A 26880-nucleotide genomic window follows, 5' to 3' on the forward strand; every position below is an offset into this window, starting at 1 on the left:
AGGACCCGACGAAGGAGCGCACTGTCATGACTGCGCTGCCTTCGGTCTCCAATTCGATCACCGTCCGAGTGGACCTGCCGGGGCGGACGACCGCCGTGAGCGAGTTGAGCGGCGCGGTGGAGCGCAACGGCGGACTGGTCACCGCACTCGACATCAACCACTCCGACAACAACCGGATGACGATCGACGTCACGGCCGCGGCGCGGGATGCCGATCACGCCGCGGAGCTGGTTGCGGCGATGCGGGCGGTCGACGGCGTGGAGATCCGCAAGGTGAGTGACCGCACCTTCCTCGCCCACCTCGGCGGCAAGCTGAAGATCGAGTCGAAGGTGCCGATCCGCAACCGTGACGACCTCTCGATGGTCTACACGCCGGGCGTGGCCCGGGTGTGCCTCGACATCGCCGAGAACCCCGACGACGCACGGCGGCTCACCATCAAGCGCAACACCGTCGCGGTCGTCACCGACGGCACCGCCGTGCTCGGTCTCGGCGATATCGGCCCGCTGGCGGCGTTGCCGGTGATGGAGGGCAAGGCCGCGCTCTTCAAGCGGTTCGCGGACATCGACGCGTTCCCGCTGTGCCTGGACACCAAGGACACCGAGGAGATCATCCGCACGGTCAAGGTGGTGGCACCCGAGTTCGCCGGCATCAACCTGGAGGACATCTCGGCGCCCCGCTGCTTCGAGATCGAGCGCCGCCTGCGCGACGAGCTGGACATCCCGGTGTTCCACGACGACCAGCACGGCACCGCGATCGTGGTCCTCGCCGCGCTGCGCAACGCGCTGCGGGTCGTCGGCAAGGAGCTGTCCGAGGTGCGCATCGTGCAGTCCGGTGCGGGCGCGGCGGGCACCGCCATCGCCCTGCTGCTGATGGCCGCCGGCGCGAAGGACATCGTGCTGTCGGACATCAACGGCGTCGTCGAACCGGAGCGTCCGGACATCAAGTCGGCGCCGGACAGCGACCTGGCCAAGTTGGCGGAGGCGACGAATCCTGGTCGCCTGACCGGCACGCTGAAGGACGCGGTGCGCGGCGCCGATGTCTTCATCGGAGTGTCCGCCCCGAACCTGTTGAACGGCAGCGACATCGCCGGTATGACGGACGACGCCATCGTCTTCGCGCTGGCCAACCCGGACCCGGAGGTCGACCCGACCGCGGCGGCCGAGCACGCGGCCGTCGTCGCGACCGGACGTAGCGACTTCGCCAACCAGATCAACAACGTGCTGGTCTTCCCCGGTGTCTTCCGCGGCCTGCTCGACGCGGCGGCCACCCGCGTCACCATCGACGTGATGCTCGCCGCGGCATACGCGCTGGCGGACGTCGTCAAGGCGGAGGAACTCAACCCGGCATACATCATTCCGAGCGTCTTCCAGCCGGATGTCTCCAAGGTGGTCGCCCGTGCGGTCGCCGACGCCGTGCGTGCCGACGAGGCGGATCAACCGGCGTAGCGGTCAGCTGCCGGGGCGGCGGGCGGTCTTCAACCGTGCGCCGACGGCGCGCCGGGTGACCGGTCCGAGTCCGTCGATCGCGTCGGCCAGACCCACCAGTCCGATGAGTGCCCGGAGCGCCGCCGCGCCGCCGTCCGGATCGACTCCGTCATACAGTTCCAGGCCGATGAAGCCGGCGCTGACAGCGCGTGCCAGGCCGGGCACGTCGACGAAGTCGGTGAGCGCACTGCCGGCGAGGATGCGTCGCATCGCCGTCTCGACCTCGGCGGTCCACACCGACATCGCGTAGCGCGCCGCCTCGGCGAGCACCGCGTCGTGCTGGGCACCGGCCATCACCTGGGCCATGAGTGCGACATTGCCGGCGGCACGCTCCTGCTCGTGCAGGGTGCTGCTCAGCTCGATCAGCTTCCGCAGGGAAGACGCCGACGCGAAGGCGTCGCGGTAGCGGTCGCGGCTCGAGTCGACGGCGGCGCGCGTCGATGCATCGATGAGCGCATCCAGGGTGCCGAAGTGGTAGAAGACGAGAGCTTGATTCACCCCTGCCCGGGCGGCCACCACTCGCGCCGACAGACTGGTGATCCCGTTGTCGCGCAGGACTGCGATCGTCGCGTCGATCAGTTTGGTCTTGGTGTCGGGCATGGTGTCGCCACCGTAGGTCATGGCTGCGATGATCGGTGCGCGGCGGCGCTGCGGCGATGGCCGACGATCAGGATGACGACCGCGAGGGCGAGGATCGCGGTGCCGGCCAGGACGAACGGCAGCGTCCGTGGAAGGAAGCCGATGGCGAGGGCCGGGCCCATCAGGAGTCCGACCATTGTGTGGATGCGCCCTGGTCGACGGGCGGTCCGCCACACGCTCAGCGCCATGAACGACCACGCCACGGGCACGAAGAAGACGCCGATCGTGAAGGCGCCGGCGAGCACCGCACCGGCCGAGAGGCTCGTGCCGCACCACAACGTGAAGAGCCCGATGTCGGCGAACCAGCTTGCATCCTCGGCCATCTGCCCCTCATTTCTTGAGCGAGCGCTCAAACGGCATCGTAGACCGGGTTGAGCGACTGCTCAACAGCCCGGTGCGACCAAGGTCACCACCATTGACGGCCGCTTCGTTTTGGTGGGAACTGTGCGCCTCCGCTACCGTTGAGGGGTTACTACGCGATCTTGCGTTCATTGCTGATTTCCTTTTGTGAGCGCCGAGATCTTTCCGGCGCGAGGGACCCCCGAGCAGCGCGACACCCGCTTCGACGCGGGCGATGGTGCCTGCCTGTCCCCGCGAGGTGCGCTCAGCAGCACCCGAGACAGACACAGAGGAATTGAGCTATGCCCAAGAAGGCCATGGACGGCAAGAAGGCACGTTGGACCCGCGCCCAGAAGCTGGAGGCGAAGCGCTCGGACGTGCGGAAGCCGCGCGGCGAGTCGGCCGACCGCGGACCGCGTCGTGATCGCAACGACTCCCGACGACCCGAACGGCGCGACGGTGCCCGCAGCGGCGGTGACCGCTTCGAGCGACGGGACCGTCCGGAGCGCTCGTATGGCGAGCGGCCCGCCCGAAGCGACCGTCGATCCGACGAGCGCAGGTACGACGACCGGCGCGACAGCGCTCCGCGACGCGGCGGCGATGACCGCCGCAACTACCGTGACGACCGTCGCGGCTTCCGCGATGACCGCGGCAGCGGTGAACGCCGCGACGACTTCCGTCGCGACGACCGCCCGACGCGCCGGAGCTACCGGGACGACCGGTCCGGCTCGTTCCAGGACGACCGGCGGAACTCCTCCCGCGACGACCGGCGCGGCTCGGTCCGCGACGACCGGCGTCCGGCATACCGCGACGACCGACGCGACTCCTACCGCGACGACCGGCGTCCGGCATACCGCGAGGACCGCAGGGAGCGACCGGAGCGGCGCGACTTCGACCGGCCGCGGCGCGACTTCGACCGGCCGCGGCGCGACGACCGCCGGGACGCGACCCGTCCCGCGGTCCGCGAGCAGCAGCGCCCAGCCGAGCCCGTTTCATTGGACGGCAACGGTTTTGCCGTCCTGGACCTGCCCGACGTGCTCGTGGAGCGACTCGCCCGCGATGGCATCACCGCGCCGTTCCCGATCCAGCAGGCGACCATCCCGGACGCACTCGCCGGGCGCGACGTGCTCGGGCGCGGCCGTACCGGCTCGGGCAAGACACTCGCCTTCGGGCTGCCCCTGCTGACCCGCCTGGCCAAGGGCGGCAAGGCCCGCTCCGGGCAGCCACGGGCCATCGTGCTGGTGCCCACTCGTGAGCTCGCGATGCAGGTCAGCGACGCCCTGCAACCGCTGGTCCACGTGATCGGACTGCGGCACAAGCTGGTGGCTGGCGGTATGCCCTACGAGCCGCAGCTGTCCGCTCTGGAGCGCGGCGTGGACCTGCTGATCGCGACCCCCGGGCGGCTCATCGACCTGATGGAGCGGGGCGCGGCCGACCTGTCCCGTGTCGAGATCGCGGTCCTCGACGAGGCGGACCACATGGCCGAGATGGGCTTCCTGGAGGCGATCGAGCAGATCCTCGACCAGGTGCCCGCCGAGGGGCAGCGGCTGCTCTTCTCGGCGACCCTCGACCGTGGCATCGACAGCGTCGTGGAGCGTTACCTGACCGACCCGGTCGAGCACGCGACCGACGACGGCACCGCCTCCGTGGCGACGATGGACCACCACGCGTTGCTCATCGAGCCGCGGCACAAGAAGTCGGTGACGGCCGAGGTCGCGAACCGGCCCGGCCGGACGGTCGTCTTCGTCCGCACCAAGCTGGGTGCCGACCGGGTGGCCGGCGAGCTGCGCGACCAGGGCGTCCTCGCGGCGTCGCTGCACGGTGGACTCAACCAGGGGCAGCGCAACCGGGTCCTGGCAGCGTTCAAGAACGGCACCGTGCCGGTGCTGGTCGCGACGGACGTAGCCGCACGCGGCATCCACGTGGACGACGTCGGCGTCGTGCTGCAGGTGGACCCGCCGGCGGACCACAAGGACTACTTGCACCGGGCCGGACGCACCGCTCGAGCGGGCGAGAAGGGCACGGTCGTCACGCTGGCGCTGCCGCACCAGCGGCGCACCATGCAGCGGTTGCTCGACGAGGCAGGCGTGGACACCACGTTGCAGAACGCGCGACCCGGTGACGACGTCATCCGCACCGCCGGGGGCAGCAGGCCCGAGGGCGCGCCGATCTCCGAGCAGGAGCTGCAGCGGCTGATCAGCCCGCCGCGGGCGAGCCGCGGTGGCCGCTCCTACGGTGACCGCGGCGGCCGTCAGGGTGGCCGCCGAGGCGGGTATGGCGACCGCGGCCGTGACGGCGCCCACCGGGGTGGCCGCGACCGGTTCGGTCGAGGCCACTCCGCGCGCTGATCGCAGGCAGACGGCCGTGCGGCCAGGTCGGTCACCCATAATGGCGAGGTGACCGATCTGACCGGACGACTCCTCGTCGCCGTGCCTCGGACGGAGTCCGAGGTCCCGGACGGCGACGTCTTCGACCGCAGCGTGGTGCTCGTGCTGCACCACGACGAGGACGGTGCACACGGCCTCATCCTCAATCGGCCGCTCGGCGCGGCGGTCGATTCCGTCCTGCCGGGTTGGCAGGAGCACGTCACCACCCCGGACTGTGTGTTCCAGGGCGGTCCGGTCGCGCTCGACACCGCTCTCGCGCTCGCGTCCTCGACCACCGAGGAAGATGAGTCCCTCGGCATCCGAAGCCTTTTCGGTGAGATGTTCCTCGTCGATCTCGACGCGCCGCCGCCCATCGTGGCGCCGGTGGTGACCGCACTGCGCATCTACGCCGGCTATGCCGGCTGGGGCGCCGGACAGCTCGAGGGTGAGATCGAGGCAGGCATGTGGTTCGTCGTCGACGCCGTGACCGCCGACGCCTTCAGCGATGACCCGGCTGAGCTGTGGGCCATGGTGCTGCGGCGGCAACACACGTCGCTGGCGTTCGTGGCGAACTTCCCGGCCGACCCCGACCTCAACTGAGCACCGAGCCCGCACAACTACACTCGATGGGATGAGCACCATCGACGAACCGGACCGGCTGTCCTCACCGGAGAGCGCGCCGAGCACTCCGCGCACGACGACGGCGACCCTGGAGCGCACCGAGCGCCAGGAGCAGCTGCAGGAGCCCGGCGATCACGAGCGCTTTGCGCACTACGTGCGCAAGGAGAAGATCATGGAGAGCGCACTCTCCGGTGAGCCGGTCACCGCGCTCTGCGGCAAGGTCTGGGTGCCCGGGCGGGACCCGCAGAAGTTCCCGGTGTGCCCGACCTGCAAGGAGATCTACGACGGTTTACGGGCGCCTCAGGACGGTGGCGACGACTGACCTCCCCGCGTTCCGGGCGTGACGGTGGCGGAGGTTAGCCTTGCTTCTCGATGAGTACTTCCGCCGCTTCACACCTGTCACCGGCGTTTCCAGGGAAGGCGGCGTGGGGGACCGCGGGCAAGCTGCGTGCCTGGCAGGCCGCGGCGATGGATCGCTACTTCGCCGATCAGCCCCGTGACTTCCTTGCAGTGGCAACGCCCGGCGCCGGGAAGACGACCTACGCGCTGCGCCTGGCGACCGAGTTGTTGCAGCGCGGCATCGTCCAGCAGGTCACGATCGTGGCGCCGACGGAGCACCTGAAGACGCAGTGGGCGGACGCGGCGTCCCGGGTCGGCATCCACATCGACCCGCGGTTCACGAACGCGCAGGAGGAGCACGCCGCCGACTTCGACGGCGTCGCGGTGACGTATGCCGGGGTTGCCAGCCGGCCCGCGTTGCACCGCACCCGCACACAGCGCAGGCGGACGCTGGTCATCCTCGACGAAGTGCACCACGGCGGCGACACCAAGTCCTGGGGTGACGCGATCCGGGAGGCGTTCGAGCCTGCGACCCGGCGAATCTGCTTGACCGGCACGCCGTTTCGTTCCGATACTGCGCCGATCCCGTTCGTGCGCTACGAGGAGGGGCCGGACGGCATTCGCCGGTCAGCCAGTGATTTCACCTACGGCTACGCCGACGCCCTGCGCGACGGCGTCGTCCGTCCTGTGCTCTTCATGGCGTATGGCGGAGCCATGCGCTGGCGCACCTCCGCCGGTGACGAGATCTCGGCCCGGCTGGGGGAGCCGCTCACCAAGGACGCGACCGCGGCGGCCTGGCGGACGGCGCTGGATCCGACCGGCGCGTGGATCCCCGCGGTGCTGCGTGCGGCCGACAAGCGATTGACGGAAGTGCGCCGGCACATGCCGGACGCCGGCGGCCTGGTGATCGCGTCCAATCAGACCGCCGCGCGTGCCTATGCGCGGATCTTGAACGAAATCACCGGCGTTCGGCCGACTGTGGTGTTGTCCGACGACTCGGGGGCATCGTCCCGCATCGAGGAGTTCGCCGGCTCCGAGGATCGCTGGATGGTCGCGGTGCGGATGGTGTCCGAGGGCGTGGACGTGCCCCGTCTGGCGGTCGGCGTCTTCGCGACCTCGACGTCGACCGCGCTCTACTTCGCGCAGGCGGTCGGCCGCTTCGTGCGAGCGCGCCGCCGCGGTGAGACCGCCACGGTCTTCCTGCCCACGGTGCCGACGATCATGGAGCTCGCGGCCACCATGGAGAAAGAGCGTAACCACGCGCTCGATCGCCCTGAAAAGGCTGAGGAATCGATCTGGGACGAGGAAGAAGGACTGATCGACGAGGCCAACCAGGAGGAGAAGGCCCTCGGCGAGCTCGAGGGCAAATTCGAAGCACTGGAGTCGGAAGCGGAGTTCGACCACGTCCTGTTCGATGCGCAGCAGTTCGGTCTCGGCGCGGTGGCGGGCAGCGACGAAGAAGACGAATATCTTGGACTCCCAGGACTTTTGGAGCCCGACCAGGTCACCAGCCTGCTGCGGCAGCGGCAGGACAAGCAGCTGCGGAACGGCCGGACGCGCCCGAAGGACGACCAGCCGGTCGCAGCACATCGTGCCCTCGCTGCGCAGCGCAAGGAGTTGAACGCGCTGGTGGCGGCATACTCCACCAAATCCGGCAAGCCGCACGCGCACGTGCACCACGAGTTACGCGTCAAATGCGGCGGTCCGTCGCTGGACCGCGCGTCGTCGGAAGAGGTGAGTGAGCGAATCACCATGATTCGCAATTGGTTCGTCGGTCGCAACCGGTAGGAGAGGTCAGCGACCGACCGCGGTCTGGGCCAGCGGCAGGGTGCGGTGCGCGACGAGCTCCGCCAGGGCGATCGTGGTGGAGGCGTGCACGACCAGCCCGGTCTCGACGATCTGGTCGATCACCCGCTGCAGGTCGGCATTGTCGCGGGCGACCACCCGGGCGAGCAGGTCGCCGCCGCCGGTGATGGTGTGGACCTCGAGGACCTCCGGTATGCCGCGCAGATGCTCCACCACGGCCTGTCGCCCCTTGCGCTGCTGGATCTGCAACGTGCAGAACGCCATCACCGGATAACTCAGCGCGGCCGGCGAGAGGGTCGGGGCGAGGGACGCGATGACACCGCGCTCGAGGAGGCGGTCCAGTCGTGCCTGAACGGTGCCCCGGGCGACGCCGAGCTCGCGAGAGGCGCCGAGCACCCCGATCTGGGGTTGTCGCGTCAGCAGCGCAATGAGCCGCGCGTCGAGTTCATCGATGGACATATTGCACAGAATAGACCGGTCTACACCGCGCAGATTGTGCATCGTGATCAGCCAATACCTGCCCGGTTGCGCCGTCGTGTGACCCGGCGCACAGTGTGCACATGACAACGACTGTGAACCTCACGCCGGACGAACTCGCCGCGGGCCAGGACCTGCAGCAGCTGAAGCAGTTGGTCGGTCTCGTCGACTACGACGCCGACCAGGATCCGTTCCCGGTGACCGGCTGGGACGCGATCGTCTTCGTGTCGGGCAACGCTACCCAGTCCGCGCTCTATTACCAGAGCGCCTGGGGGATGGAGCTGGTCGCGTACAGCGGTCCGGAGACCGGTAACCGCGACCACAAGTCGTTCGTGCTCAAGAGCGGCTCGATCCGCTTCGTCATCAACGGTGCCGTCGACCCGGACAGCCCCCTGGTGGAGCACCACCGCACGCACGGGGACGGTGTCGTCGACATCGCGTTGGAGGTGCCCGACGTCGACAAGTGCATCGCGCAGGCACGCACGGCCGGTGCGACGGTGGTCCGTGAGCCGGAGGACGTCACCGATGAGCACGGCACCGTGCGCATCGCCGCGATCGCGACGTATGGCGAGACGATCCACACCCTGGTCGACCGGTCGCAGTATGACGGCCCCTACCTGCCCGGGTATGTCGCACAGTCCTCCACGATCGAGCGTCGGGAGGGCCAGCCGAAGCGGCTCTTCCAGGCACTCGACCACGTCGTCGGCAACGTCGAGCTGGGGCACATGGACGAGTGGGTGGAGTTCTACAACCGCGTCATGGGCTTCGTGAACATGGCCGAGTTCATCGGTGACGACATCGCCACCGACTACTCGGCACTGATGAGCAAGGTCGTCGCGAACGGCAACCACCGGGTGAAGTTCCCGCTCAACGAACCCGCGATCGCCAAGAAGAAGTCCCAGATCGACGAATACCTCGAGTTCTACCGCGGTGCCGGTGCCCAACACCTCGCGGTCGCGACCGGCGACATCATCAAGTCCGTGGATGCGTTGCGGGCGAACGGTGTCGAGTTCCTGGACACGCCGGACAGCTACTACGAGGACCCGGAGCTGCGCGCCCGCATCGGTGAGGTGCGGGTTCCGGTCGAGGAGTTGCAGAAGCGTGGCATCCTGGTCGACCGCGACGAGGACGGCTACCTGTTGCAGATCTTCACCAAGCCGCTCGGCGACCGCCCGACCGTGTTCTTCGAGCTGATCGAGCGGCACGGTTCGCTCGGCTTCGGCAAGGGCAACTTCAAGGCGCTCTTCGAGGCGATCGAGCGCGAGCAGGACAAGCGCGGCAACCTGTAGCCGATCCGCAAGAACATCGGCCACGACCAACGCCCTGGTCGTGGCCGATGTCTTTGGCGGATCGCGAGGTATACGAAGCGCTTTCACGCCGGAGGAGTCAATTGGGCCCGGCCTGGGTAGGACGGGACCATGCCTCATTCGACCCCTGGGAAGCCGCCACGGAGGTAGCTCTGTGTCAGGCTTTTTCCCGCTGTGGGTGGTGATCACCCACTTCCTGAACATCTTCTTCATGTTGCTGCTGGTGCGAAGCGGCATGGAGGTCCTGTCCGCTTTCCCGAAGTTCTACTGGCGCGACGCCTGCCCCCCGGGTCGCGAGTGGCTGCGGTTCTCCAAGAAGACGTTCGCTGCCGACTCCCGCCGGCCGTGGTCCTCCCTGGACGAGGAGGAGGCATGGTCCCCCCTGGTCGCGTTGCCGGGCAAGAAGAATCTCGGCCTGGGGCGGCACTGGCACTTCATGAGCATCCAGTTCTGGATCCTCACCGGCGCCGTGTATGTCGCCATGGTGTTCGCGACCGGTTACTGGCACTACCTGGTCCCGACCAGTTGGTCGATCTTTCCCGACGCGATCCGATCCGTCGGCACCTACCTGCACTTCCGGCTGGCGCCGCCGATCCCCGGGCAGCCGTTCAATGCCGCCCAGAAACTCGCCTACTTCGTGGTGATCTTCGTGCTGTCGCCGTTCCAGATCCTGACCGGCGCGGCGATGTCCCCGTCTATTCTGGCCCGGTTTCCTTGGTACGGAAGACTTTTCGGAGGCAAGCAGGGAGCTCGCAGCCTGCACTTCCTCGGGCTCTGCGCGTTCGGTGTCTTCGTGGTGGTGCATGTTTTCATGGTCATCATCCACGGTGTGCCGCGGGAGTTCGCCGGCATCGTGCTGGGCGGTTACGACCGCAACCACACGCTCGGACTGGCGATCGGGCTGACCGGCCTGTTCCTGATCGTCGTCTTCCACATCGTCATCAGCTGGTGGTCACTGCGTGACAAGCGCGCCGCGCAACGCCTTCTCGGCATCATGGTCAACCCGTTCGAACGCGCACTGTCACGGGTCTTCACCTCCCGGCAGCACTACCGGCGGCGCGACATCTCGCCATACCACCGCGTCAACGGCTATCCGCCGGTCGACGACGACTACGAGCACCTCGCGCGCGCCGAGTTCCGCGACTACCGCCTCCCGATCGGTGGTCTCGTCGACCGGCCGGCATCGCTGTCGCTGCACGACCTGCGGTCGTTGCAGCAGCAAGCACAGATCACCGAGCACAACTGCATCCAGGGTTGGACAGCGGTCGCGGAGTGGGCCGGAGTTCCGCTCGCGCGGCTGATCGAACTCGTGCAGCCCTGCCCGGAGGCGAAGTACGTCGTGTTCTACGCGTTCGACGACAAGGGGCTGACCGAGGGCGAAGGGCGCTACGGCCACTACTACGGCTCGATCCCGATCTTCCTCGCGACCAACCCGCAAACGATCCTCGCGCTCGACATGAACGGGGCGCCACTGCCGATCGAGCACGGGGCGCCGATCCGCGTCCGGATCGAGAGCCAGCTCGGCTTCAAGATGGTCAAGTGGGTGAAGGGGATCGAGTTCGTCGCCGACACCACGGACATCGGCATGGGCCAGGGCGGGTGGCGCGAGGACCAGCAGTACTACGCCAACGCCGCCGGAATCTGAGAAGGGTGAACGCAATGTCGCCAAGCGCACGGCACGGAACACGATCACGAGGTAAAGCACGGGGATCGTCGAGCGGCGGCTCCCGGACGCACGCGGCCCAGCGCGGTGAGCAGACCTGGTCGGTCAGCCATCCCAGTGTGCTGCGCGACTTCGCACTACTGGCCGACGGTGAGCGGGGCGCCGTCATCGGCCCGCAGGGCGACATCGTGTGGTTGTGCGTGCCGCGCTGGAGCGACGAGCCGGTCTTCGCCAGTCTGCTCGGTGGTTCCGGCGAGTTCACCGTGACCCCGGCCGACCCGTGGCACGTGTGGGGTGGCGCCTATGAACCGGCGTCGCTGGTATGGCGCAGCCGCTGGGTCGCCGCCGACGGGATGATCGACTGTGACGAGGCGCTGAGCTACCCGGCCGACCCGAGCCAGGTCGTGCTGCTGCGGCGAGTGCGCGCGGTGACGGGACCGGCGAGGGTGCTCGTGGCGTTCCAGCCGGTCGGCGGGTTCGGTGGCACGCCCGTGAAGAACTTCAAGCTGGACGACGGAGTGTGGACCGGCTCGGCCGGAGACCTCAAGGTCCGGGTCAGTGGTCTGGAGTTCGCGACGGTCGAGGAGCCGGGTCAGTTGCGCGCCGAGGTCGACGTCGGCGAGGGCGGCCATCACGACATCGTCGTGGAGCTGACCCGCGACACACTTCCCCCTGAGCCGCCCGCTGCGGACGAGCTGTGGCTCGCGACGAGGTCGGCGTGGGATCGGTCGGTCCCACAGCTCGAGACCGTCCACGCGCGGCAGAACGTCCGGCAGTCGTATGCCGTGCTCGCCGGGCTCACGTCCGCCGACCACGGCATGGTGGCGGCGGCCACGCTGTCGCTGCCGGAGCGCGCCCGCGAAGGGCGCAACTACGACTACCGCTACGCCTGGATCCGGGACCAGTGCTACGCCGGTCAGGCCATCGCTGCGCTCGGGCCCTATCCGTTGCTGAACTCCGCGCTGGCCTTTGTGACCGACCGGATCCTGGAGGACGGCGCGAAGCTGAAACCGGCATACACGGTGACGGGCGGCCGGGTGCCGGACGAACACCACGTCGGTCTGCCCGGTTACCCGGGCGGCGGCGACATCGTCGGCAACTGGGTCAACCAGCAGTTCCAGCTCGACACCCTCGGGGAGGCGCTGTCGATGTATGCCGGGGCCGCCAGCCACGACCTGCTGCAGCCTCGGCACTGGGAGGCGGTGCACACCTGCGTGGAGGTGATCGAGCAGAAGTGGGGTGAGCCGGACGCCGGCATCTGGGAGCTGGACAACGACGTCTACACGCAGTCCAGACTCGCCTGCGTCGCCGGGCTCCGGGCCATCGCCGGACACGTCGGCGCCGCGGAGGCGGCACCCTGGCTGACGCTCGCCGACCAGATCCTGTCGAAAACCAGTGACACGTCGCTGCATTCGACCGGTCGGTGGCAGCAGAGTCCCACCGAGGAGCGAGTGGACGCCTCGCTCCTGCTGCCCACCGTCCGTGGCGGCATCGCCCCGGACGACCCGAGAAGCGTGGCGACCCGGGAGGCCGTGGTTCGTGAACTCGCCCGCGACGGTCACGTCTACCGCTTCCGGCACGACCAGCGTCCGCTGGAAGAGGCGGAGGGGTCGTTCACCCTCTGCGGACTGATCCTGGCCCTGGCGCAAGCGCAGGTCGGCGAGATCGCCAAGGCCATCCACTACTTCGAACGAGCCCGGGCCTCGTGCACCAACTCGGGTCTCTACACGGAGGAGTACGACACCCGCGAGCACCAGCTGCGGGGCAACCTGCCACAGGCGTTCGTGCACGCCTTCTTCATCGAGGCCGCAGCACGATTGAGCAAGCACTTCGAGACCGGACCCGACTCTTACATTCCCGAGGAGCGCACATGAAGATTCCGCACATGCAGCACATCACGTCCGACACCGTCGTCGCGGTCACCGGTTCGACGGGCGGCATCGGCCGCGCCAGCGCCATCGAATTCGGCAAGTACGGCGCGAAGGTCGCCCTGCTCGCGCGAGGCGCGGCCGGCCTGGCCGGTGCCGCCGCCGAGGTCGAGCGTGCCGGAGGGACGGCGCTCACCGTGCCCACCGACATGTCCGACGCCGACCAGGTCGCGGCGGCCGTCGAACGGATCGAGAACCAGCTCGGACCGATCGACATCTGGGTCAATGACGGCTTCACCTCGGTGTTCGCGCCGTTCGACGAGATCAAGCCCGCCGAGTACAAGCACGTCACCGAGGTCAGCTACCTGGGCTACGTCTACGCCACGATGGCCGTGCTGCCGCGGATGAAGCAACGCGGACACGGCACGATCGTGCACGTCGGGTCGGCGTTGGCCTACCGCGGCATACCACTGCAGTCGGCATACTGCGGCGCCAAGCACGCCATCCAGGGCTTCCACGAGGCGTTGCGCTGCGAGTTGCTGCACGAGCACAGCCCGGTCAACGTGACGATGGTGCAGATGCCGGCCGTCAACACACCGCAGTTCTCCTGGGTGCTCTCCCGGTTGCCGCATCACGCGCAGCCGGTGCCGCCGATCTATCAGCCCGAGGTGGCGGGTCGCGCCGTCGTGTATGCCGCCCGGCGTCCGGAGCGGCGCGAGTACTGGGTCGGCGGCAGCACGATGGGCACGCTGGTCGCCAACGCGATCGCGCCCGGCATACTGGACCGCTATCTCGCCAAGACCGGGTTCAAGTCGCAACAGACCTCTCAGCCGCGCGATCCGAACCAGCCCGAGAATCTGTGGGAACCCGCCGACGCCGACCGCGACTTCGGGACTCATGGGGTGTTCGACAACAAGTCCACCGACCGGTCGTATCAGTTGTGGGCATCGCAACACCACGGACTGCTCGGCGCGGCCGCGGCGGTCGGAGCCGCGCTGCTCGGGGCGGGAGTGGCTCGCCGGGTCAGCGGATGAGCCCGCCGGCCCCGCTCGGCCTTCTGCGGCGCGTGGCGCACGCATTCACCGGCGCGCCACGACCGGCGCCGGCCGCCCGGGTGGTGACCCTGACCGTCGACGAGCGGCTGCAGCTGGCCCGCGCGCGACTGCTCGGCGGCCGGGGACCGGGGGCCAGCAAGGCGGAGATCCTCGCGCACACCCGTAACCGGGCGATCATCGCCGGCACGCCTGTCGTGACGCAGCTCGAACTCACCGCCCGGCAGACCAGCCGTGCCCGCGAGGACCCGGACGCCATGGCCGACGGCATCCAACGCGATGTCGCCGACCTGGGCGTGTGCGTCCACCGGCTCACCACTCGAGTCGAGCGGGCCGGCATACGGAGCCGCAATCCTGCGAAGTGACCCCGCCGGATCAGACCGTGCGACACGACCACGAGCTGGCGCGGATCTGAGTTGCGTCGGCTCCGTCGCTGTGGACTGTCGGTACGCACCGTCAGCGCTTGCGCTGCAGCTCCCACGCCATACGCAGCGCCGACCTGATGGCGTCCGCGTCGCCGGTGAGCATGGCCTGCACCTTCAGGTGCGCCTCGTAGGCGGGCGGTATGCCGAACGTGTCCGGCTCGGTATCGACCAGGCGCTCACGCTCGTCGAACGCGCAGCGGATCATCAGCTCGTCGGAGGCGACCAGACGCGCGACGATGCGGTCGTCGACATACCAGGCCGGCACCGCGCGCGTGCCCTTCTGCGTGCAGCCGGGTAGTGTCGCGAGGAATGCAGCGACCTCCTCGGGCGTCATCAGCCGCCGGGCCGGTAGACCATCAGCACGACGATCACGGCGAAGATCAGGCCGACCACGCCACCCGAGGCGGCCACTCGCGCGGTGTATGACGAGGCCGCGACCGTCGGCACGGTCGCGTCGCCGGCCGGCTGGGCGGCGCTCGACGCGCTCGTGGCCAACGCTTCCGCGGCCTTGTCCAGGGACGGGGTGATGACGAAGAACGTGATCGCGATGCTGAGTGCCCAGAGCAGGAGTGACAACCAGATCCAGGTGTCGCCGATGCTGCCGAGCTCTTTGCCGCGACGCTTCTGCGACATCAGCCCCATGCCGAAGATGACGACGAGCACCGACGCCGCGGCATACACCTTCGCCGTGCGGGACGACGCCTGCAACGCAACGCGATCGGATCGCCGCAGGCCCCGCGACGCAGTCGTGACGGCGTGCGCGAGTGGGCCGATCGCGAAGATCGCCGTCAGCAGGTGCAACAGCAGCATCAGCTTGAGCATGCGCCCCACCCTAGTGCCCGCCCCCCGAGGTCGATCCGCGTGCCGGTTTCCCCGTTCAGCACCATCGACGTTGCAACTTGGCAACACTGGGAGGGGTGCTTGACGCGTATGTGGTTCACGGGACTACCGTGCTAGCGCTCACCGAGTGTGTCACCGTTCACAAGTGGTGCCTGGGAGGGTGAACGACAACCAAACAGAACAAGTGCATGGCAGCCGAAAGGGATGATGCACAACCATGAGTGTCACCGAGAAGGTAGACAACGTCGCCGGAGACGACCCGCGCCTCAAAAAGGAGTTCGGAACCGTCGGTCTCCTCTTCACCGCCATCGGCTCCATCATCGGGTCCGGGTGGCTGTTCAGTGCACTACACGCCTCCAGTCAGGCCGGCCCGGCCGCGATCCTGTCCTGGATCGTCGGCACCATCATGTTCCTCTTCATCGGGCTCAGCTACGCCGAGCTCGGTGTGATGATGCCGCGTAGTGGTGGTGTCGCCCGCTACCCCCATTACGCCTGGGGCTCGTTCGCCAGCTACTCGTTCGGCTGGGTGACCTGGCTCGCGTGCGCCTCGGTCGCGGCGGTCGAAGTCTCCGCGGTGCTGACCTACGCGTCGTCATACCTGCACTGGCTGGAGAACAGCAACGGCACCCTGAAGCCGGCGGGGCTGGTCATCGCCATCCTGATGCTCGGCGTCTTCGTGCTGATCAACTTCTTCGGGGTGAAGTGGTTCGCCCGGATCAACAACGTGCTGGTCTGGTGGAAGCTGATCATGATCGTCCTGGTGATCGTCGCGGTCATGATCGCGGCTTTCCACACGGGCAACTTCACGGCCACGGTCAAGGACGGCAGCGGCTTCGCGCCCAAGGGCATCAAGGGCGCCATGGAAGCGATCCCCGCGGCCGGCATCGCGTTCTCCTTCCTCGGCTGGCGGCAGGGCATCGAGCTGGCTGGTGAGACCGACAACCCGAAGAAGAACGTCCCGCTGACCCTGATCGGGTCGATCGTGATCTGCGGCATCCTCTACATCCTGCTGCAGGTCGCCTTCATCGCGGCGCTCGATCCGCACGCGCTGGCGCAGAACGGCTGGTCGGGTGTCGGCAACGCGATCAAGGTCGGCAGCACCGCGGGTGACTTCAGCCCGCTGGCGGCGCTCGCGACGTTCCTCGGTATGGGCTGGCTGGCCGGCCTGCTCTACGCCGACGCGTTCATCAGCCCCGGAGACACCGGACTGATCTACACCAGCGTCACCGCGCGCATGTCCTACGCCATGGGCCGCAACCGGAACGCCCCTGAGGTCCTCGCCAAGGTCAACGACAACGGTGTGCCGTGGCCGAGCCTGATCCTGGCCTGGATCGTGGGTGCGATCTTCTTCCTGCCGTTCCCGAGCTGGCAGGCGCTGGTGTCCATCGTCACCTCGCTCACCGTGCTGTCCTTCGGGAGCGGTTCGGTCGCGCTGCTGACCTTCCGCAAGCAGTTGCCGGACATGGAGCGGCCCTACCGCGCCAAGGCCCCCTGGGTCATCGCCCCGCTCGCGCTGCTGGCGACCAACCTGATCATGTACTGGGCCGGTTGGGACCAGGTCTGGAAGATGATGGTGGCTGTCGCCATCGGCTACATCTTCCTGGCGATCTTCCAGGCGATGGACAAGGGCCGCGCGCCGAAGCTGGAGTTCAAGAACGGCTGGTGGGTGTTGCTCTGGTTCGCCGGCATTCTGCTGGTCAGCTACCTGGGCAGCTATTCCGGCGCAGCCACCAAGGACGCCGGCGAGGCCAACGTCTACGGCTTCAACGGCGGCATCATCGCCAACATCATCCTGACCGCTGTCGTGCTCGCCGTGGCGTGGTACTGCCAGCTGCCGCCCGAGCGCGTCGAAGAGATCCTCAACGAGACCGAGGAGATCATCGAAGAGGACGAGGGCAAGCTGGCCCCTGGGGTCTGAGCCTGCGTCGACGCAACCACACGCCCCTTCCCGGATTCCGGGAGGGGGCGTGTGGAATGTGCGGTGCCGCCCAGGGGTGGCTCCAGTTGCGAATGAGAGGATCTGGGCCATGGCCGAACGCGCGTCGGGTTGGTATGACGACCCCCAGGACCCGGACCAGCTTCGATACTGGGACGGCATCCTCTGGAGTGACCGCACCATGCCGAAGGTCAAGCCGAACCTGGACGAGTCGCGCATCGGCGACGCGCGCCGGCAGTACGAAGAGCACCAGGAGCGGCTGCGCGCCGTGGAGCGGGCGCGCACCGGCGGTCGTCCGCAGCAGCCGCCGATGCGGCCCTACGAGCGGTCGCACCAGGACCCCTACCAGCAGCACGCGCAGCAGGGTTACGGCCGGCCGTCATACGGCCAACAGCAGGGGTATCAACCGCGACCGGTCAAGACCACCCCGGACGGTGAGCCGACCGCGTCGTGGTGGCGCCGTCTCTTCGCGTACTTCATCGACAACGTCCTGCTGTCGCTCGTTGCGATGGCGATCTCCTGGGCCTGGTTGCGCCCGTGGATCACGACGATGGCCGACTGGTATGACGAGGCCATCACCGCCGCGCAGCACGGCCGGTCACAGCCGCCGTTGCCGGACGCGATGTATCACCTGCCCTGGCAGTTCCCCGTGGTCGCGGTGCTGGTCTACCTGGTCTACGAGATCGGCATGATCGCGTGGCGCGGTCAGACGATCGGGCACCTGCTCCTGCGGATCCGGGTGCGCGGCGCCGACTCGAGCGCCCGGCCCGGTCTCAACGCCGCCGCGATCCGCGCGGTGGTCAAGGGCGTCAACAACATCACGTCGGTCGTCCCGCTGCTCGGCTCACTCGGCACGGTCTTCAGCCTGATCGACGGGCTGGTGCCGCTCGGGGACCGCAATGCGCAGGCGATCCACGACAAGGCGGCCAAGACCTATGTCGTGAGCGCCGCTCGGACCAAGCCGCCGTATGGCGGCCCGACACCGCCGTACGACGGCCGCTGACTACGTGGCGGGCAGGATCCGACCGGTGACCTCGCCCAGCGCGATGCGACCACCACCGGCCGCCGGCGCCGTCGCGGTGATGGTCACGACGTCGCCGTCCTGCAGGAAGCTGCGGGTGCTCCCGTCGGCCAGCTCGATCGGTTGCCGACCGCTCCAGGTCAGTTCGAGCAGGCTGCCGCGCTGATCGGCCCGGTCACCGGAGACGGTGCCGGATGCGAAGAGGTCGCCGTTGCGCAGGCTGGCGCCGTTGACGGTGAGGTGCGCGAGCATCTGGGTGGGGCTCCAGTACATCGCCCGATAGGGCGGCCGGGAGACGATCGTGTCGTTCAGCCGGACCTCGAGCTCGAGGTCCAGCCCGAACAGATCCGCGCCCTGCAGGTAGTCCAGCGGCTTCGGATCCTGCTCGGGGACGGGCACTTTCGCTGCCTCGAGGGCCTCCAGGGGAGTGATCCACGCGCCGAGCGTGGACGCGAAGGACTTGCCGAGGAAGGGTCCGAGCGGCACGTACTCCCAGGCCTGGATGTCACGCGCCGACCAGTCGTTGAAGAGTGCGACGCCGAAGAGGTGATCTGCGGCGTCGTCGACCGGCACCCGCTCGCCGACCTCGGTCGCGCCACCGACGACGAAGCCCACCTCGGCCTCGATGTCCAGCCGCACGCTCGGGCCGAAGACCGGCTCCGGGTCGTCCTTGCCCTTGCGTTGACCGACCGGGCGGACGATGTCGGTGCCGGACACGACGACGGTGCCGGCCCGGCCGTGGTAGCCGATCGGCAGATGCTTCCAGTTGGGCGTGAGCGCGGCACCGTCCGGCCGGAAGATCGAGCCGACATTGGTCGCGTGCTGCTCGCTGGCGTAGAAGTCCACGTAGTCCGCGACATCCACCGGCAGGTGCAGCGTCACCTCGGCCAGCGGCGTCGTCGCCGCCGCGAGCAGGTCCCTGCGGCCCTCGTCCTGCAGAATGCCCCGCAGCCACGATCGGGCGGACCTCCAGCTCGAACGGCCCTGGGAGATGAAGGGATTCAGGGAGCTGTTGTCGAAGATGCGAGCCCACTTGCGCAGGTTGTCCCGCGACGCGAGGGTCGCGAGCCCGATGGCGTCGTCGCCCAGCCGGGTGACGACCTGAGTGTGGCCGTCCGGCCCGGTCGCCACGCCGTAAGGCAGGTTGTCGATGCCCCATAGCTCGGCGGTCATGAAATGCTCCCTTCGGAGATCAGGCCGAGTGCGGCCAGGTCGTGGATCGGGTCGAGTACGTCGCAACAGCCGAAGCTGGTGAAGACGTTGCGTGCCGCCTTGGCGTCCTCCTCGGTGAGCGCGAGCACCGCGTCGCGGGTCGCTCCGGCGTCGCGGTCGGCGAGGGGCGCCCCGATGTCGCCCCCGGTGAGCGCGGCATGGACGGCCAGCAGGATGCCGAGGAAGCCGAACTGGTCCTCGCCGCCGCTGGTGTGCGCGACGGCGTGGTGCAGACCGCCGGTGAGCTTGAACGGCATACGGGTCCGGACACATTCGGCGATGAACGACGCAACCTCGTCGATGGTCGGGACCGCGTTGGCCGGGGTGGAGCCGGTGCGCAGCTTGGCGATCACCTGACCCTCGTGCTGCTCGATGCCGGGCAGCAGCGCACGGCCGTCGGCGGCGGCCGGCACCTCGACGGCGACCGGCACGGAGAGTTCGAGGACCTGCTCCCAGCCCGGCCCGGCGGCGACCTCGACACCGGCGAGCGAGTGCCCAGTGGAGCCGGCCACTCGCTCGGCCGCCGCCACGACCTCCTCGACCGGTGTGTCGCGCCGGCCGATGACGGCAATGACGAGCCCGCTGTGGTCGGCGAGCGCCGCGTCGATCAGCCTCGGCGGGAGCAACAGCGGCCCGACGAAATCGGCGACCGGGCTGCCGCGACGTGCGGATCGCCGCTCGATAGCCTCGGAGAGTGAGAAGTTGCCCGGTGGAAAAACGGCTGCGTCGTCGATCAGCTGGGTGAAGAGCGTTCGCGGGGGCAGACTGGCCATGGGGTTCACCGTAGCCAGCCGCCGGACACCGGCAGCCGCGGCCTACGTCGGCAACGAGAGCGAGGAACAATGGCGTTCTATCGAGCAATGGGACAACTGCCCCGGCAGCGGCACACTGCGCTGCGCCGCGCGGACGGCGGGGTCTTCTACGAGGAGCTGATGGGGGAGGAGGGCTTCTCCAGTGACTCGTCGCTGCTCTACCACCGTGGCCTGCCGTCGGCGATCTCCGACGCCCAGCCCTGGAACTTCCGGTGGTCACTCGCGACCGAGCCCAATCACCCGCTGCTCCCGCGACACCTGAAGCTGCACGACCTCTTCGGCGAGAGCGACACCGGCGTCGACGTCGTCACCGGGCGCCGGCTGGTGCTCGGCAACGGCGACGTGCGGATCTCCTACGTTGTGGCCGACGCGCCAAGTCCGTGGTACCGCAACGGGATCGGCGATGAGTGTGTGTATGTCGAGCGCGGTGCCGCACACGTCGAGACGGTCTTCGGGGCGTTCGACGTTGCCGAGGGCGACTACCTGATCCTGCCCAGGGCGACGACCCATCGCTGGCTGCCGGTGGTGGCCGGTGACGAAGGCTTCACCGAGCCGTTGCGCGCCTACGCGATCGAGGGCAATTCGCACATTGCGCCGCCGAAGCGCTATCTGTCGCGCTACGGGCAGCTGCTGGAGCATGCGCCATACTGCGAACGCGACCTGCGTGGACCGGACGGGCCGCTGCTCGCGGCGGACATCGGCGCCGAATCCGACGCTCCGACAGACGTTTACGTCAAACACCGGGGAACCGGTGGACAGGTCGTCGGCACGATCTACACCTACCCCTACCACCCGCTGGACGTGGTCGGTTGGGACGGCTGCCTCTACCCCTACGCGTTCAACGTCGCCGATTTCATGCCGATCACCGGCAAGGTCCACCAGCCGCCGCCGGTGCACCAGGTCTTCGAGGGCACCAACTTCGTCGTGTGCAACTTCGTGCCGCGCAAGGTCGACTACCACGAGGCGTCGATCCCGGTGCCCTACTACCACTCCAACGTCGACAGCGACGAGATCATGTTCTACGTCGACGGCGACTACGAGGCGCGCAAGGGCTCGGGCATCGGCAAGGGCTCGATCTCGCTGCACCCCGGCGGTCACGCGCACGGCCCGCAACCCGGCGCCTACGAGAACTCCATCGGCGTGCACGAGTTCGACGAACTGGCAGTCATGGTCGACACCTTCCGGCCGATGGAGCTCGGCGAGGGCGGCAGCGCCGTGGACGACGGCAAGTACGCGTGGAGCTGGGTCGGCGGACGCTGATTTCGCCCCATTCGACGGCGGATCCCGGTAACGTCGATCAGCTCCGTGCGAACACCCCGCCGCACGGTGCTTGTCACCCGAAGGAGCCTTCATGCACCCTGTCGTCAAGAACGCAGCCACCCGCCGCCAGTTGCTGGCCATGACCATGGTCGGGGGCGCCGGTGTCGTCGGCGTCGCCAAGGCGCCCGCTGCCGCGGCCGCCACGGACAACGCGCACGAGCTGCGTCTCACCGTGCTGGGCACCACCGACCTGCACGGTCACGTCTACAACTGGGACTACTTCCGTGACGCGGAGTACGACGACGCCACACACAACGACGTCGGCGCCGCCAAGTGCGCCACCCTGATCCAGGCGGTGCGCGAGGAGCGCGGCGCGGACAGCTGCATCACGCTCGACGCCGGAGACACCATCCAGGGCACGCCGCTCGCCTACTACTTCGCCAAGATCACGCCCATCAGCAAGACCGTGATGCATCCGATGGCCGTGGCAATGAACGCGATCGGGTATGACGCGGCCGCGCTCGGCAACCACGAGTTCAACTACGGGATGGACCTGCTGCGGACCTTCCAGAGCCAGTTGCACCACCCGCTGCTCGGAGCGAACGCGCTGGACTGGAAGACCGGGAAGCCCGCCTTTCCGTCATACACGATGAAGACCGTGCACGTGCCCGGGAGCAAGCCGGTCACCGTCGGCATCGTCGGCCTGGTCACTCCTGGCATCGCGATCTGGGACAAGGCGAACGTCGAGGGCCGGATCACGATGAACGGCATCGTCGAGCAGGCCAAGATCGTCGTGCCTCAGGTGAAGCGCGCCGGGGCCGACGTCATCGTGGTCTCCTGCCACTCCGGTGCTGACACCTCCTCGTCATACGGCGATGCTCTGCCGTGGCCGGAGAACGCCAGCACGCTTCTGGCACAAGAAGTCCCGGACATCGACGCGATCCTGGTCGGACACGCGCACGTCGAGATCCCGCAGCGCTTCGTGAAGAACGCGCAGACCGGCAAGCAGGTCCTCCTGTCCGAGCCGCTGTGCTTCGGGGAGCGGGTCACCGTGATGGACCTGAACCTGCGCAAGAACCGGGGTCAATGGGAGGTCGTGAGCTCGGCATCGACCCTGCTCAACTCGAACACCGCGCCCGAGGACCCGAAGATCGCCGCGTTACTGTACGACGCTCACGAGAAGGTGCGCACCTACGTCAACAGCGTGATCGGCGCCTGCCTGGAGGACATGAGCGGTGCCCGCGCGGTCGTCGAGGACGCCGCTGCAGTCGACCTGATCAACCAGGTGCAGGCCGAAGCGGTCAAGGCGGCGCTCGCGGGCACGCCGGACGCGAACACGCCCGTGTTGTCGATCGCGGCGCCGTTCAGCCGGACGGCGATCATCCCGAAGGGCGACGTCACCGTGCGCGATGTCGCGGGACTCTACATCTACGACAACACGCTGCTGGGCATCAAGTTCACCGGCACGCAGGTCAAGGCCTACCTGGAGAAGTCCGCGGAGTACTTCAAGCAGGTGTCGGGCAGCGGGCCCTTCTCGATCGACGATCTGACGAACGCGGTGACCGCGACCGCGCCGAACGGCACGCCGGACTACAACTACGACGTCATGGGCGGCCTCGACGCTCGGCTCACCTACGACATCGACGTCACGGTCGCACCCGGGAACCGGATCAAGAACCTGGCGTATGACGGCAAGCCGGTCAGCGGTGAGGACAGCTTCATCATCGCGATCAACAACTACCGCCAGTCCGGCGGTGGCGGCTTCCCGGACGTCACGACGGCGCCGGTCGTCTACAACGAGCAGCGCGAGATTCGCCAGATGATCATCGACTGGGTGACGGCCAACAAGGTGATCGATCCGTCGAAGTTCCACACGATCGACTGGCAGCTGGTGTCGGGCAGCGCACCGGTCATCATCTCGTAACCGGCGGGCGCGGCCCGTCGGTTGCCGCTATCCGGTCGATAGCCACAAGCGCGCTGTGCCGCCAGGGGTGATCGGTGCCATCGTGGTGACGACACCTCACCCGACGATCGATCACCGGACGGCCGCTCATGAGTCTGCACCTCGTGGCGGCCGTCATGGTGGTCGCGGCGCTGTGCCACGCCGGGTGGAACCTGCTCGCCGGCTCCCTGCAGATTCACCGCCGCCTCTTCCTTGCCTCGCTGAGTGCGGTGATGGCCCTGTTGGCGCTGCCCTGGGCCGTGCTGCACCCGCCGCACCGGTGGTGGCCGCTCGCCCTGGTGATCCCGCTGCGGGCCGGTCTGCAGTGCGGCTACGTCGTCGGGCTGGCCCGCGCCTACGAGGTACTCGACTTCTCGCTGGCGTACCCGGCGACTCGGGCCACCGGCCCGGTGGTGGCGACGTTGCTCGGCATCGTGGTGCTCGGTGAGCGTCCCGCGCCGCTCGGCCTGGTCGGTGTCGTCGTGGTGAGCCTCGCCATCGGCTCGCTGATGTGGTCGGGGGATCGTCGCGTGGATCGGGCGAGCGGAGACCTCCGCCGTTGGTTGTGGCCGCTCATGACCGGAGCGGTGATCGGCTGCTACAGCCTGGTCGACAAGGTGGGTGTCTCGTACGTGTCGGCGATCAGCTACCTCGCTTGGTCCGAGGGTCTCACCGCGCTGCTGATGTTCGCGCCGGTGGTCACCAGGTCCGGCGGCCGGGAGCGCGCCGCCGCGCTGTTCAGGGGGCACTGGAGGCGTGTCGTCGGGTGTGGCGTGCTCGCTGCGGGCGGGTACGGATTCTCGCTCTATGCGCTGACTCGAACCTACGTCAGCTACGTCTCACCGCTGCGAGAGATGAGTGTGCTCTTCGGTGTGGTGCTGGCCGGGATCACACTCGACGAGCCGCGGATCCGCCAGCGCCTGGTCAGCGCCTGCGGGATCGCGGTCGGCGTGGTGCTCATTGCGCTGGCGTTGTGAACGCCTTGCCGATCGCCACACCGGCGGCTCGCAGCTCGTCCAGCGCGCGCGTTGTCGACTCCGGGGCGACGCCGGCGGTGAGGTCGACCAGCACTCGGGTCCGGAAGCCGGATGTCGCGGCGTCCAGCGCGGTCGCGCGCACGCAGTAGTCGGTCGCGATGCCGACCACGTCGACCTCGTCGATCCGGTGCTCGTGCAGCCAGTCGCCGAGTGCGGTGCCTTCTTCGGTGGCGCCCTCGAAACCGCTGTATGCCGCTTGGTACTGGCCTTTCCGGAAGACCGCCGCGGCCTGCGCGATGACCGGCTGCACCTCGGACCGGAAGTCGGCGCCGGGCGTGCCGACCTCGCAGTGCACCGGCCAACTGTGCACGAAGTCGGGAGCGTCCGACCAGTGGTTGCCCGGATCGATGTGCCAGTCGGCAGTGGCGACGACCTGCTCGTAGTCGCCGGAATGCTCCCCGGCATACGAGGCGATCCGCTCCGCGACCGCGATCCCACCGGTGACGGCGAGCGAGCCGCCCTCACAGAAGTCGTTCTGGACGTCGACGATGACCAGTGCTCGGCTCATGCCGGGTCTCCGTGCAGCCTCGGTGCGGGCAGTGGCAGGTAGGCGCCCATGACCTGCCGGTTGCCGGCGAGATGCCCGAGCGTGCTCCAGCCGCGGTCCTGGTAGAGGCACAGGGCCGGGTCGTCGGTCGCCAGCGTGGTGCCGAGCAGGGCACGGCCGGTGAGGCCGTCCAGCAGGGCGTCGTGCAACCGGCCGCCGATGCCCTGCCGGCGTGCACTCGCGTCGACCGCCAGCTCCACGAGTTCGAAGTGGTCGCGCATCCACTCGCCGGGCAGCTCCGGGAGGCTGCGCGCGACCAGGTCCGGCCACTGCTGGCCGCGGCTGCCGCGATAGCCCCAGGCGAAGCCGAGCACCCGATCGCCGTCCAGTGCCAGCGCCAGCCGGTAGCCGGGGCGGACCCGGTCCCGGTCGAAGAGCTGCGCTCGCCAGTCCGCCTTGTCCGGGAACCGGCCGAACACCTCGTCGTAGAGCGCGAAAATGCGGTCGGCATAGGGCTCTGCTGCGTCGCCGTCGAGCAGCTCGATGCTCGTCATGGCATCCTCTCCTTCTCCGCACGCTGGTAGAGCGTCGGAATGACCGGCTCACCGCGTGACATCTGCCGCGCGGTCGGTGGCAGCTCTGCTCGAGCAGTCTTGTGGTGCTCGCGCGCGTCGTCCAGGGACGTGGTGCAGACCCGCTCGCCGTGCTCGACGAGCGAGATCAGCAGCGGTCGGTCATTCGAGCGTGCCGTGAGCCCCGTCGAGAGGTCGGCCGGCGCGACACCGATGCCGATCACCTCCGCCTCGGCGACGCCGTGCGGGTTGCGCCGGCGCAGCGCGTACTTGCGACCGCCGATCGACATCTTGTCCTTGCTCTTCTTCGCGACCCCCTGGAGCTCGCTGGAGGAATCCTCCCGGGCGACCAGCTTGTAGACCAATCCGGCTGTAGGAGCTCCGGATCCGGTGACCAGCTGGGTGCCGACGCCGTAGCCGTCGACCGGCCCGGCCTGCAGTGCGGCGATCGCGAACTCGTCCAGATCGGACGTGACGACGATCTTCGTGCCGGTCGCCCCCAGCGAGTCCAGTTGCTCGCGGACCTCGCGCGCCTGCTGCAGCAGGTCACCGGAGTCGAGCCGGACCGCGCCCAGCTGCGGGCCGGCGATCTCGATGGCCAGTTGCACCGCCGTGGTCACGTCGTAGGTGTCGACGAGCAGGGTCGTGTCGCTGCCGAACGTGTCGACCTGCGACTGGAACGCCGCCCGCTCGTCGTCGTGCAGCAGGGTGAACGCGTGCGCGGAAGTGCCGGTCGTCGGCACGCCGTACCGCCGCCCTGCCTCGAGGTTGGAGGTGGTGCTGAAGCCCGCGATGTATGCCGCACGCGCGGCGGCGATGGCCGCCTCCTCGTGGGTGCGGCGTGAGCCCATCTCGATGCACGGCCGGTCCTCCGCGGCGGCGGTCATCCGGCTCGCCGCGGACGCGATCGCGGTGTCGTGGTTGAGGATCGAGAGCACCAGCGTCTCCAGGACGACGGCCTCGGCGAAGCTGGCCTCGACGATGAGCATGGGGGAGCCGGGGAAGTAGACCTCGCCCTCGGCATACCCCCAGATGTTGCCGGTGAAGCGGTATGACGAGAGCCACTCGAGGGTCGGTTCGTCCACGACGTTGCGCTCGCGGAGGAAGGCCAGCTCGGCATCGCCGAAGCGGAACTCGGCCAGCGCGTCGAGCAGGCGGCCGGTGCCCCCGACGACGCCGTAGCGGCGGCCGTCGGGCAACCGGCGGGCGAATGCCTCGAAGACGCTGCGCCGTCCGGCGGTGCCGTCCCGGAGCGCGGCACTGAGCATCGTCAGCTCGTAGTGGTCGGTCAGCAGCGCGGTGGACGCGCCAGCGGATGTCGTCACGTGCGTCACTGTAGGGCAGCCTCGCGACCGGCTGTGTCCCTTGCCTATCG

General features: G+C 68.5%; 25 protein-coding genes. 15 read left to right on the top strand and 10 right to left on the bottom strand.

Annotated elements, in window-relative coordinates; all coding sequences use genetic code 11:
• The first annotated feature begins 26 nt into the window (after nucleotides 1-26).
• Nucleotides 27-1445: an NAD-dependent malic enzyme gene (locus ACN8HC_RS11880; protein WP_490075049.1), complete on the top strand. Its 1419-nt coding sequence runs from the start codon at nucleotides 27-29 to the stop codon at nucleotides 1443-1445.
• A gap of 3 nt (nucleotides 1446-1448) precedes the next feature.
• On the opposite strand, the gene ACN8HC_RS11885 is transcribed toward ACN8HC_RS11880, so the two are convergent.
• Both ACN8HC_RS11885 and ACN8HC_RS11890 read right to left on the bottom strand, forming a co-directional pair.
• Nucleotides 1449-2105, bottom strand: coding sequence for a TetR/AcrR family transcriptional regulator (locus ACN8HC_RS11885; protein WP_490075050.1), 657 nt, complete (start codon nucleotides 2103-2105; stop codon nucleotides 1449-1451).
• A complete protein-coding gene (locus ACN8HC_RS11890) occupies nucleotides 2102-2446 on the bottom strand; it encodes a hypothetical protein (protein WP_490075051.1) in 345 nt (114 codons plus the stop codon). Before ACN8HC_RS11890 ends, ACN8HC_RS11885 begins: the two co-directional genes overlap by 4 nt.
• Before the next feature lie 318 nt (nucleotides 2447-2764).
• Between ACN8HC_RS11890 and ACN8HC_RS11895 the strand changes: the two genes are divergently transcribed.
• From ACN8HC_RS11895 to ACN8HC_RS11910, 4 genes are read left to right on the top strand one after another with little or no spacing between them, the layout of a single operon-like run.
• Nucleotides 2765-4810, top strand: a complete 2046-nt coding sequence (locus ACN8HC_RS11895) for a DEAD/DEAH box helicase (protein ID WP_490075052.1) — start codon at nucleotides 2765-2767, stop codon at nucleotides 4808-4810.
• 48 nt (nucleotides 4811-4858) lie between these two features.
• Nucleotides 4859-5428, top strand: coding sequence for a YqgE/AlgH family protein (locus ACN8HC_RS11900; RefSeq protein ID WP_490075053.1), 570 nt, complete (start codon nucleotides 4859-4861; stop codon nucleotides 5426-5428).
• A 31-nt stretch (nucleotides 5429-5459) separates the two neighbouring features.
• The gene (locus ACN8HC_RS11905) at nucleotides 5460-5771 is read left to right on the top strand and encodes a DUF3039 domain-containing protein (RefSeq protein WP_490075054.1); all 312 of its coding nucleotides are present in this window, start codon (nucleotides 5460-5462) and stop codon (nucleotides 5769-5771) included.
• Between the two features lie 50 nt (nucleotides 5772-5821).
• A complete protein-coding gene (locus tag ACN8HC_RS11910) occupies nucleotides 5822-7576 on the top strand; it encodes a DEAD/DEAH box helicase (RefSeq protein ID WP_490075055.1) in 1755 nt (584 codons plus the stop codon).
• Nucleotides 7577-7582: 6 nt separating this feature from the next.
• On the opposite strand, the gene ACN8HC_RS11915 is transcribed toward ACN8HC_RS11910, so the two are convergent.
• Complete coding sequence (locus tag ACN8HC_RS11915; protein ID WP_490075056.1) at nucleotides 7583-8053, bottom strand: Lrp/AsnC family transcriptional regulator; 471 nt, start codon at nucleotides 8051-8053, stop codon at nucleotides 7583-7585.
• A 101-nt stretch (nucleotides 8054-8154) separates the two neighbouring features.
• Between ACN8HC_RS11915 and hppD the strand changes: the two genes are divergently transcribed.
• From hppD to ACN8HC_RS11940, 5 genes are all read left to right on the top strand, one after another.
• The gene (gene hppD, locus ACN8HC_RS11920) at nucleotides 8155-9360 is read left to right on the top strand and encodes a 4-hydroxyphenylpyruvate dioxygenase (protein ID WP_490075057.1); all 1206 of its coding nucleotides are present in this window, start codon (nucleotides 8155-8157) and stop codon (nucleotides 9358-9360) included.
• A gap of 172 nt (nucleotides 9361-9532) precedes the next feature.
• Nucleotides 9533-11023 (top strand): molybdopterin-dependent oxidoreductase, encoded by a 1491-nt coding sequence (locus tag ACN8HC_RS11925; RefSeq protein ID WP_490075058.1) that lies wholly within the window; start codon nucleotides 9533-9535, stop codon nucleotides 11021-11023.
• Nucleotides 11024-11037: 14 nt separating this feature from the next.
• Nucleotides 11038-12915: a glycoside hydrolase family 15 protein gene (locus ACN8HC_RS11930; protein WP_490075059.1), complete on the top strand. Its 1878-nt coding sequence runs from the start codon at nucleotides 11038-11040 to the stop codon at nucleotides 12913-12915.
• Complete coding sequence (locus tag ACN8HC_RS11935; protein WP_490075060.1) at nucleotides 12912-13943, top strand: SDR family oxidoreductase; 1032 nt, start codon at nucleotides 12912-12914, stop codon at nucleotides 13941-13943. Before ACN8HC_RS11930 ends, ACN8HC_RS11935 begins: the two co-directional genes overlap by 4 nt.
• A complete protein-coding gene (locus tag ACN8HC_RS11940) occupies nucleotides 13940-14326 on the top strand; it encodes a hypothetical protein (RefSeq protein ID WP_490075061.1) in 387 nt (128 codons plus the stop codon). The genes ACN8HC_RS11935 and ACN8HC_RS11940 overlap by 4 nt, the downstream gene beginning before the upstream one ends.
• Before the next feature lie 91 nt (nucleotides 14327-14417).
• Here ACN8HC_RS11940 and ACN8HC_RS11945 read toward each other — a convergent pair whose 3' ends face one another.
• Both ACN8HC_RS11945 and ACN8HC_RS11950 read right to left on the bottom strand, forming a co-directional pair.
• On the bottom strand, nucleotides 14418-14720 hold the full coding sequence (locus ACN8HC_RS11945; protein WP_490075062.1) for a hypothetical protein: 303 nt from the start codon (nucleotides 14718-14720) through the stop codon (nucleotides 14418-14420).
• Complete coding sequence (locus ACN8HC_RS11950) at nucleotides 14720-15208, bottom strand: hypothetical protein (protein WP_490075063.1); 489 nt, start codon at nucleotides 15206-15208, stop codon at nucleotides 14720-14722. Before ACN8HC_RS11950 ends, ACN8HC_RS11945 begins: the two co-directional genes overlap by 1 nt.
• Before the next feature lie 235 nt (nucleotides 15209-15443).
• Between ACN8HC_RS11950 and ACN8HC_RS11955 the strand changes: the two genes are divergently transcribed.
• Complete coding sequence (locus ACN8HC_RS11955; RefSeq protein ID WP_490075064.1) at nucleotides 15444-17144, top strand: APC family permease; 1701 nt, start codon at nucleotides 15444-15446, stop codon at nucleotides 17142-17144.
• 109 nt (nucleotides 17145-17253) lie between these two features.
• Complete coding sequence (locus ACN8HC_RS11960; RefSeq protein WP_490075065.1) at nucleotides 17254-18165, top strand: RDD family protein; 912 nt, start codon at nucleotides 17254-17256, stop codon at nucleotides 18163-18165.
• Here ACN8HC_RS11960 and fahA read toward each other — a convergent pair whose 3' ends face one another.
• Together fahA and ACN8HC_RS11970 are read right to left on the bottom strand one after the other, a co-directional pair.
• Entirely contained in the window at nucleotides 18166-19356 is a 1191-nt protein-coding gene (gene fahA / locus ACN8HC_RS11965) for a fumarylacetoacetase (protein ID WP_490075066.1), read from the bottom strand.
• Complete coding sequence (locus tag ACN8HC_RS11970; protein ID WP_490075067.1) at nucleotides 19353-20168, bottom strand: hypothetical protein; 816 nt, start codon at nucleotides 20166-20168, stop codon at nucleotides 19353-19355. Before ACN8HC_RS11970 ends, fahA begins: the two co-directional genes overlap by 4 nt.
• A gap of 69 nt (nucleotides 20169-20237) precedes the next feature.
• Between ACN8HC_RS11970 and ACN8HC_RS11975 the strand changes: the two genes are divergently transcribed.
• The 3 genes from ACN8HC_RS11975 to ACN8HC_RS11985 all read left to right on the top strand — a co-directional run bounded on the left by ACN8HC_RS11975 (nucleotide 20238) and on the right by ACN8HC_RS11985 (nucleotide 24386).
• A complete protein-coding gene (locus tag ACN8HC_RS11975) occupies nucleotides 20238-21467 on the top strand; it encodes a homogentisate 1,2-dioxygenase (protein WP_490075068.1) in 1230 nt (409 codons plus the stop codon).
• 91 nt (nucleotides 21468-21558) lie between these two features.
• Entirely contained in the window at nucleotides 21559-23391 is a 1833-nt protein-coding gene (locus ACN8HC_RS11980; RefSeq protein ID WP_490075069.1) for a bifunctional metallophosphatase/5'-nucleotidase, read from the top strand.
• Nucleotides 23392-23519: 128 nt separating this feature from the next.
• Entirely contained in the window at nucleotides 23520-24386 is an 867-nt protein-coding gene (locus ACN8HC_RS11985; RefSeq protein ID WP_490075070.1) for an EamA family transporter, read from the top strand.
• Here the strand turns inward: ACN8HC_RS11985 and ACN8HC_RS11990 are convergent.
• The 3 genes from ACN8HC_RS11990 to ACN8HC_RS12000 are packed head-to-tail and all read right to left on the bottom strand — an operon-like array spanning nucleotide 24367 to nucleotide 26830.
• Nucleotides 24367-24954 (bottom strand): isochorismatase family protein, encoded by a 588-nt coding sequence (locus ACN8HC_RS11990; RefSeq protein WP_490075071.1) that lies wholly within the window; start codon nucleotides 24952-24954, stop codon nucleotides 24367-24369. The two genes, ACN8HC_RS11985 and ACN8HC_RS11990, sit on opposite strands and share 20 nt — an antisense overlap.
• Nucleotides 24951-25487, bottom strand: coding sequence for a GNAT family N-acetyltransferase (locus ACN8HC_RS11995; RefSeq protein ID WP_490075072.1), 537 nt, complete (start codon nucleotides 25485-25487; stop codon nucleotides 24951-24953). Before ACN8HC_RS11995 ends, ACN8HC_RS11990 begins: the two co-directional genes overlap by 4 nt.
• Complete coding sequence (locus tag ACN8HC_RS12000) at nucleotides 25484-26830, bottom strand: nicotinate phosphoribosyltransferase (protein ID WP_490075073.1); 1347 nt, start codon at nucleotides 26828-26830, stop codon at nucleotides 25484-25486. The genes ACN8HC_RS11995 and ACN8HC_RS12000 overlap by 4 nt, the downstream gene beginning before the upstream one ends.
• Nucleotides 26831-26880: the final 50 nt, after the last annotated feature.

It is taken from the genome of Flexivirga sp. YIM B11880, assembly GCF_058148645.1.

Excerpts from the sequence above, each read along its gene's own strand:
- ACN8HC_RS11895 (WP_490075052.1), top strand. The coding sequence starts at position 2,765 with ATGCCCAAGAAGGCCATGGACGGCAAGAAGGCACGTTGGACCCGCGCC.
- ACN8HC_RS11950 (WP_490075063.1), bottom strand. The coding sequence starts at position 15,208 with ATGCTCAAGCTGATGCTGCTGTTGCACCTGCTGACGGCGATCTTCGCG.
- hppD (WP_490075057.1), top strand. The coding sequence starts at position 8,155 with ATGACAACGACTGTGAACCTCACGCCGGACGAACTCGCCGCGGGCCAG.
- ACN8HC_RS11905 (WP_490075054.1), top strand. The coding sequence starts at position 5,460 with ATGAGCACCATCGACGAACCGGACCGGCTGTCCTCACCGGAGAGCGCG.
- ACN8HC_RS11960 (WP_490075065.1), top strand. The coding sequence starts at position 17,254 with ATGGCCGAACGCGCGTCGGGTTGGTATGACGACCCCCAGGACCCGGAC.
- fahA (WP_490075066.1), bottom strand. The coding sequence starts at position 19,356 with ATGACCGCCGAGCTATGGGGCATCGACAACCTGCCTTACGGCGTGGCG.
- ACN8HC_RS11970 (WP_490075067.1), bottom strand. The coding sequence starts at position 20,168 with ATGGCCAGTCTGCCCCCGCGAACGCTCTTCACCCAGCTGATCGACGAC.
- ACN8HC_RS11930 (WP_490075059.1), top strand. The coding sequence starts at position 11,038 with ATGTCGCCAAGCGCACGGCACGGAACACGATCACGAGGTAAAGCACGG.
- ACN8HC_RS11885 (WP_490075050.1), bottom strand. The coding sequence starts at position 2,105 with ATGACCTACGGTGGCGACACCATGCCCGACACCAAGACCAAACTGATC.
- ACN8HC_RS11935 (WP_490075060.1), top strand. The coding sequence starts at position 12,912 with ATGAAGATTCCGCACATGCAGCACATCACGTCCGACACCGTCGTCGCG.
- ACN8HC_RS11945 (WP_490075062.1), bottom strand. The coding sequence starts at position 14,720 with ATGACGCCCGAGGAGGTCGCTGCATTCCTCGCGACACTACCCGGCTGC.
- ACN8HC_RS11975 (WP_490075068.1), top strand. The coding sequence starts at position 20,238 with ATGGCGTTCTATCGAGCAATGGGACAACTGCCCCGGCAGCGGCACACT.
- ACN8HC_RS11890 (WP_490075051.1), bottom strand. The coding sequence starts at position 2,446 with ATGGCCGAGGATGCAAGCTGGTTCGCCGACATCGGGCTCTTCACGTTG.
- ACN8HC_RS11985 (WP_490075070.1), top strand. The coding sequence starts at position 23,520 with ATGAGTCTGCACCTCGTGGCGGCCGTCATGGTGGTCGCGGCGCTGTGC.
- ACN8HC_RS11915 (WP_490075056.1), bottom strand. The coding sequence starts at position 8,053 with ATGTCCATCGATGAACTCGACGCGCGGCTCATTGCGCTGCTGACGCGA.
- ACN8HC_RS11980 (WP_490075069.1), top strand. The coding sequence starts at position 21,559 with ATGCACCCTGTCGTCAAGAACGCAGCCACCCGCCGCCAGTTGCTGGCC.
- ACN8HC_RS11880 (WP_490075049.1), top strand. The coding sequence starts at position 27 with ATGACTGCGCTGCCTTCGGTCTCCAATTCGATCACCGTCCGAGTGGAC.
- ACN8HC_RS11955 (WP_490075064.1), top strand. The coding sequence starts at position 15,444 with ATGAGTGTCACCGAGAAGGTAGACAACGTCGCCGGAGACGACCCGCGC.
- ACN8HC_RS11995 (WP_490075072.1), bottom strand. The coding sequence starts at position 25,487 with ATGACGAGCATCGAGCTGCTCGACGGCGACGCAGCAGAGCCCTATGCC.
- ACN8HC_RS11910 (WP_490075055.1), top strand. The coding sequence starts at position 5,822 with ATGAGTACTTCCGCCGCTTCACACCTGTCACCGGCGTTTCCAGGGAAG.
- ACN8HC_RS11990 (WP_490075071.1), bottom strand. The coding sequence starts at position 24,954 with ATGAGCCGAGCACTGGTCATCGTCGACGTCCAGAACGACTTCTGTGAG.
- ACN8HC_RS11940 (WP_490075061.1), top strand. The coding sequence starts at position 13,940 with ATGAGCCCGCCGGCCCCGCTCGGCCTTCTGCGGCGCGTGGCGCACGCA.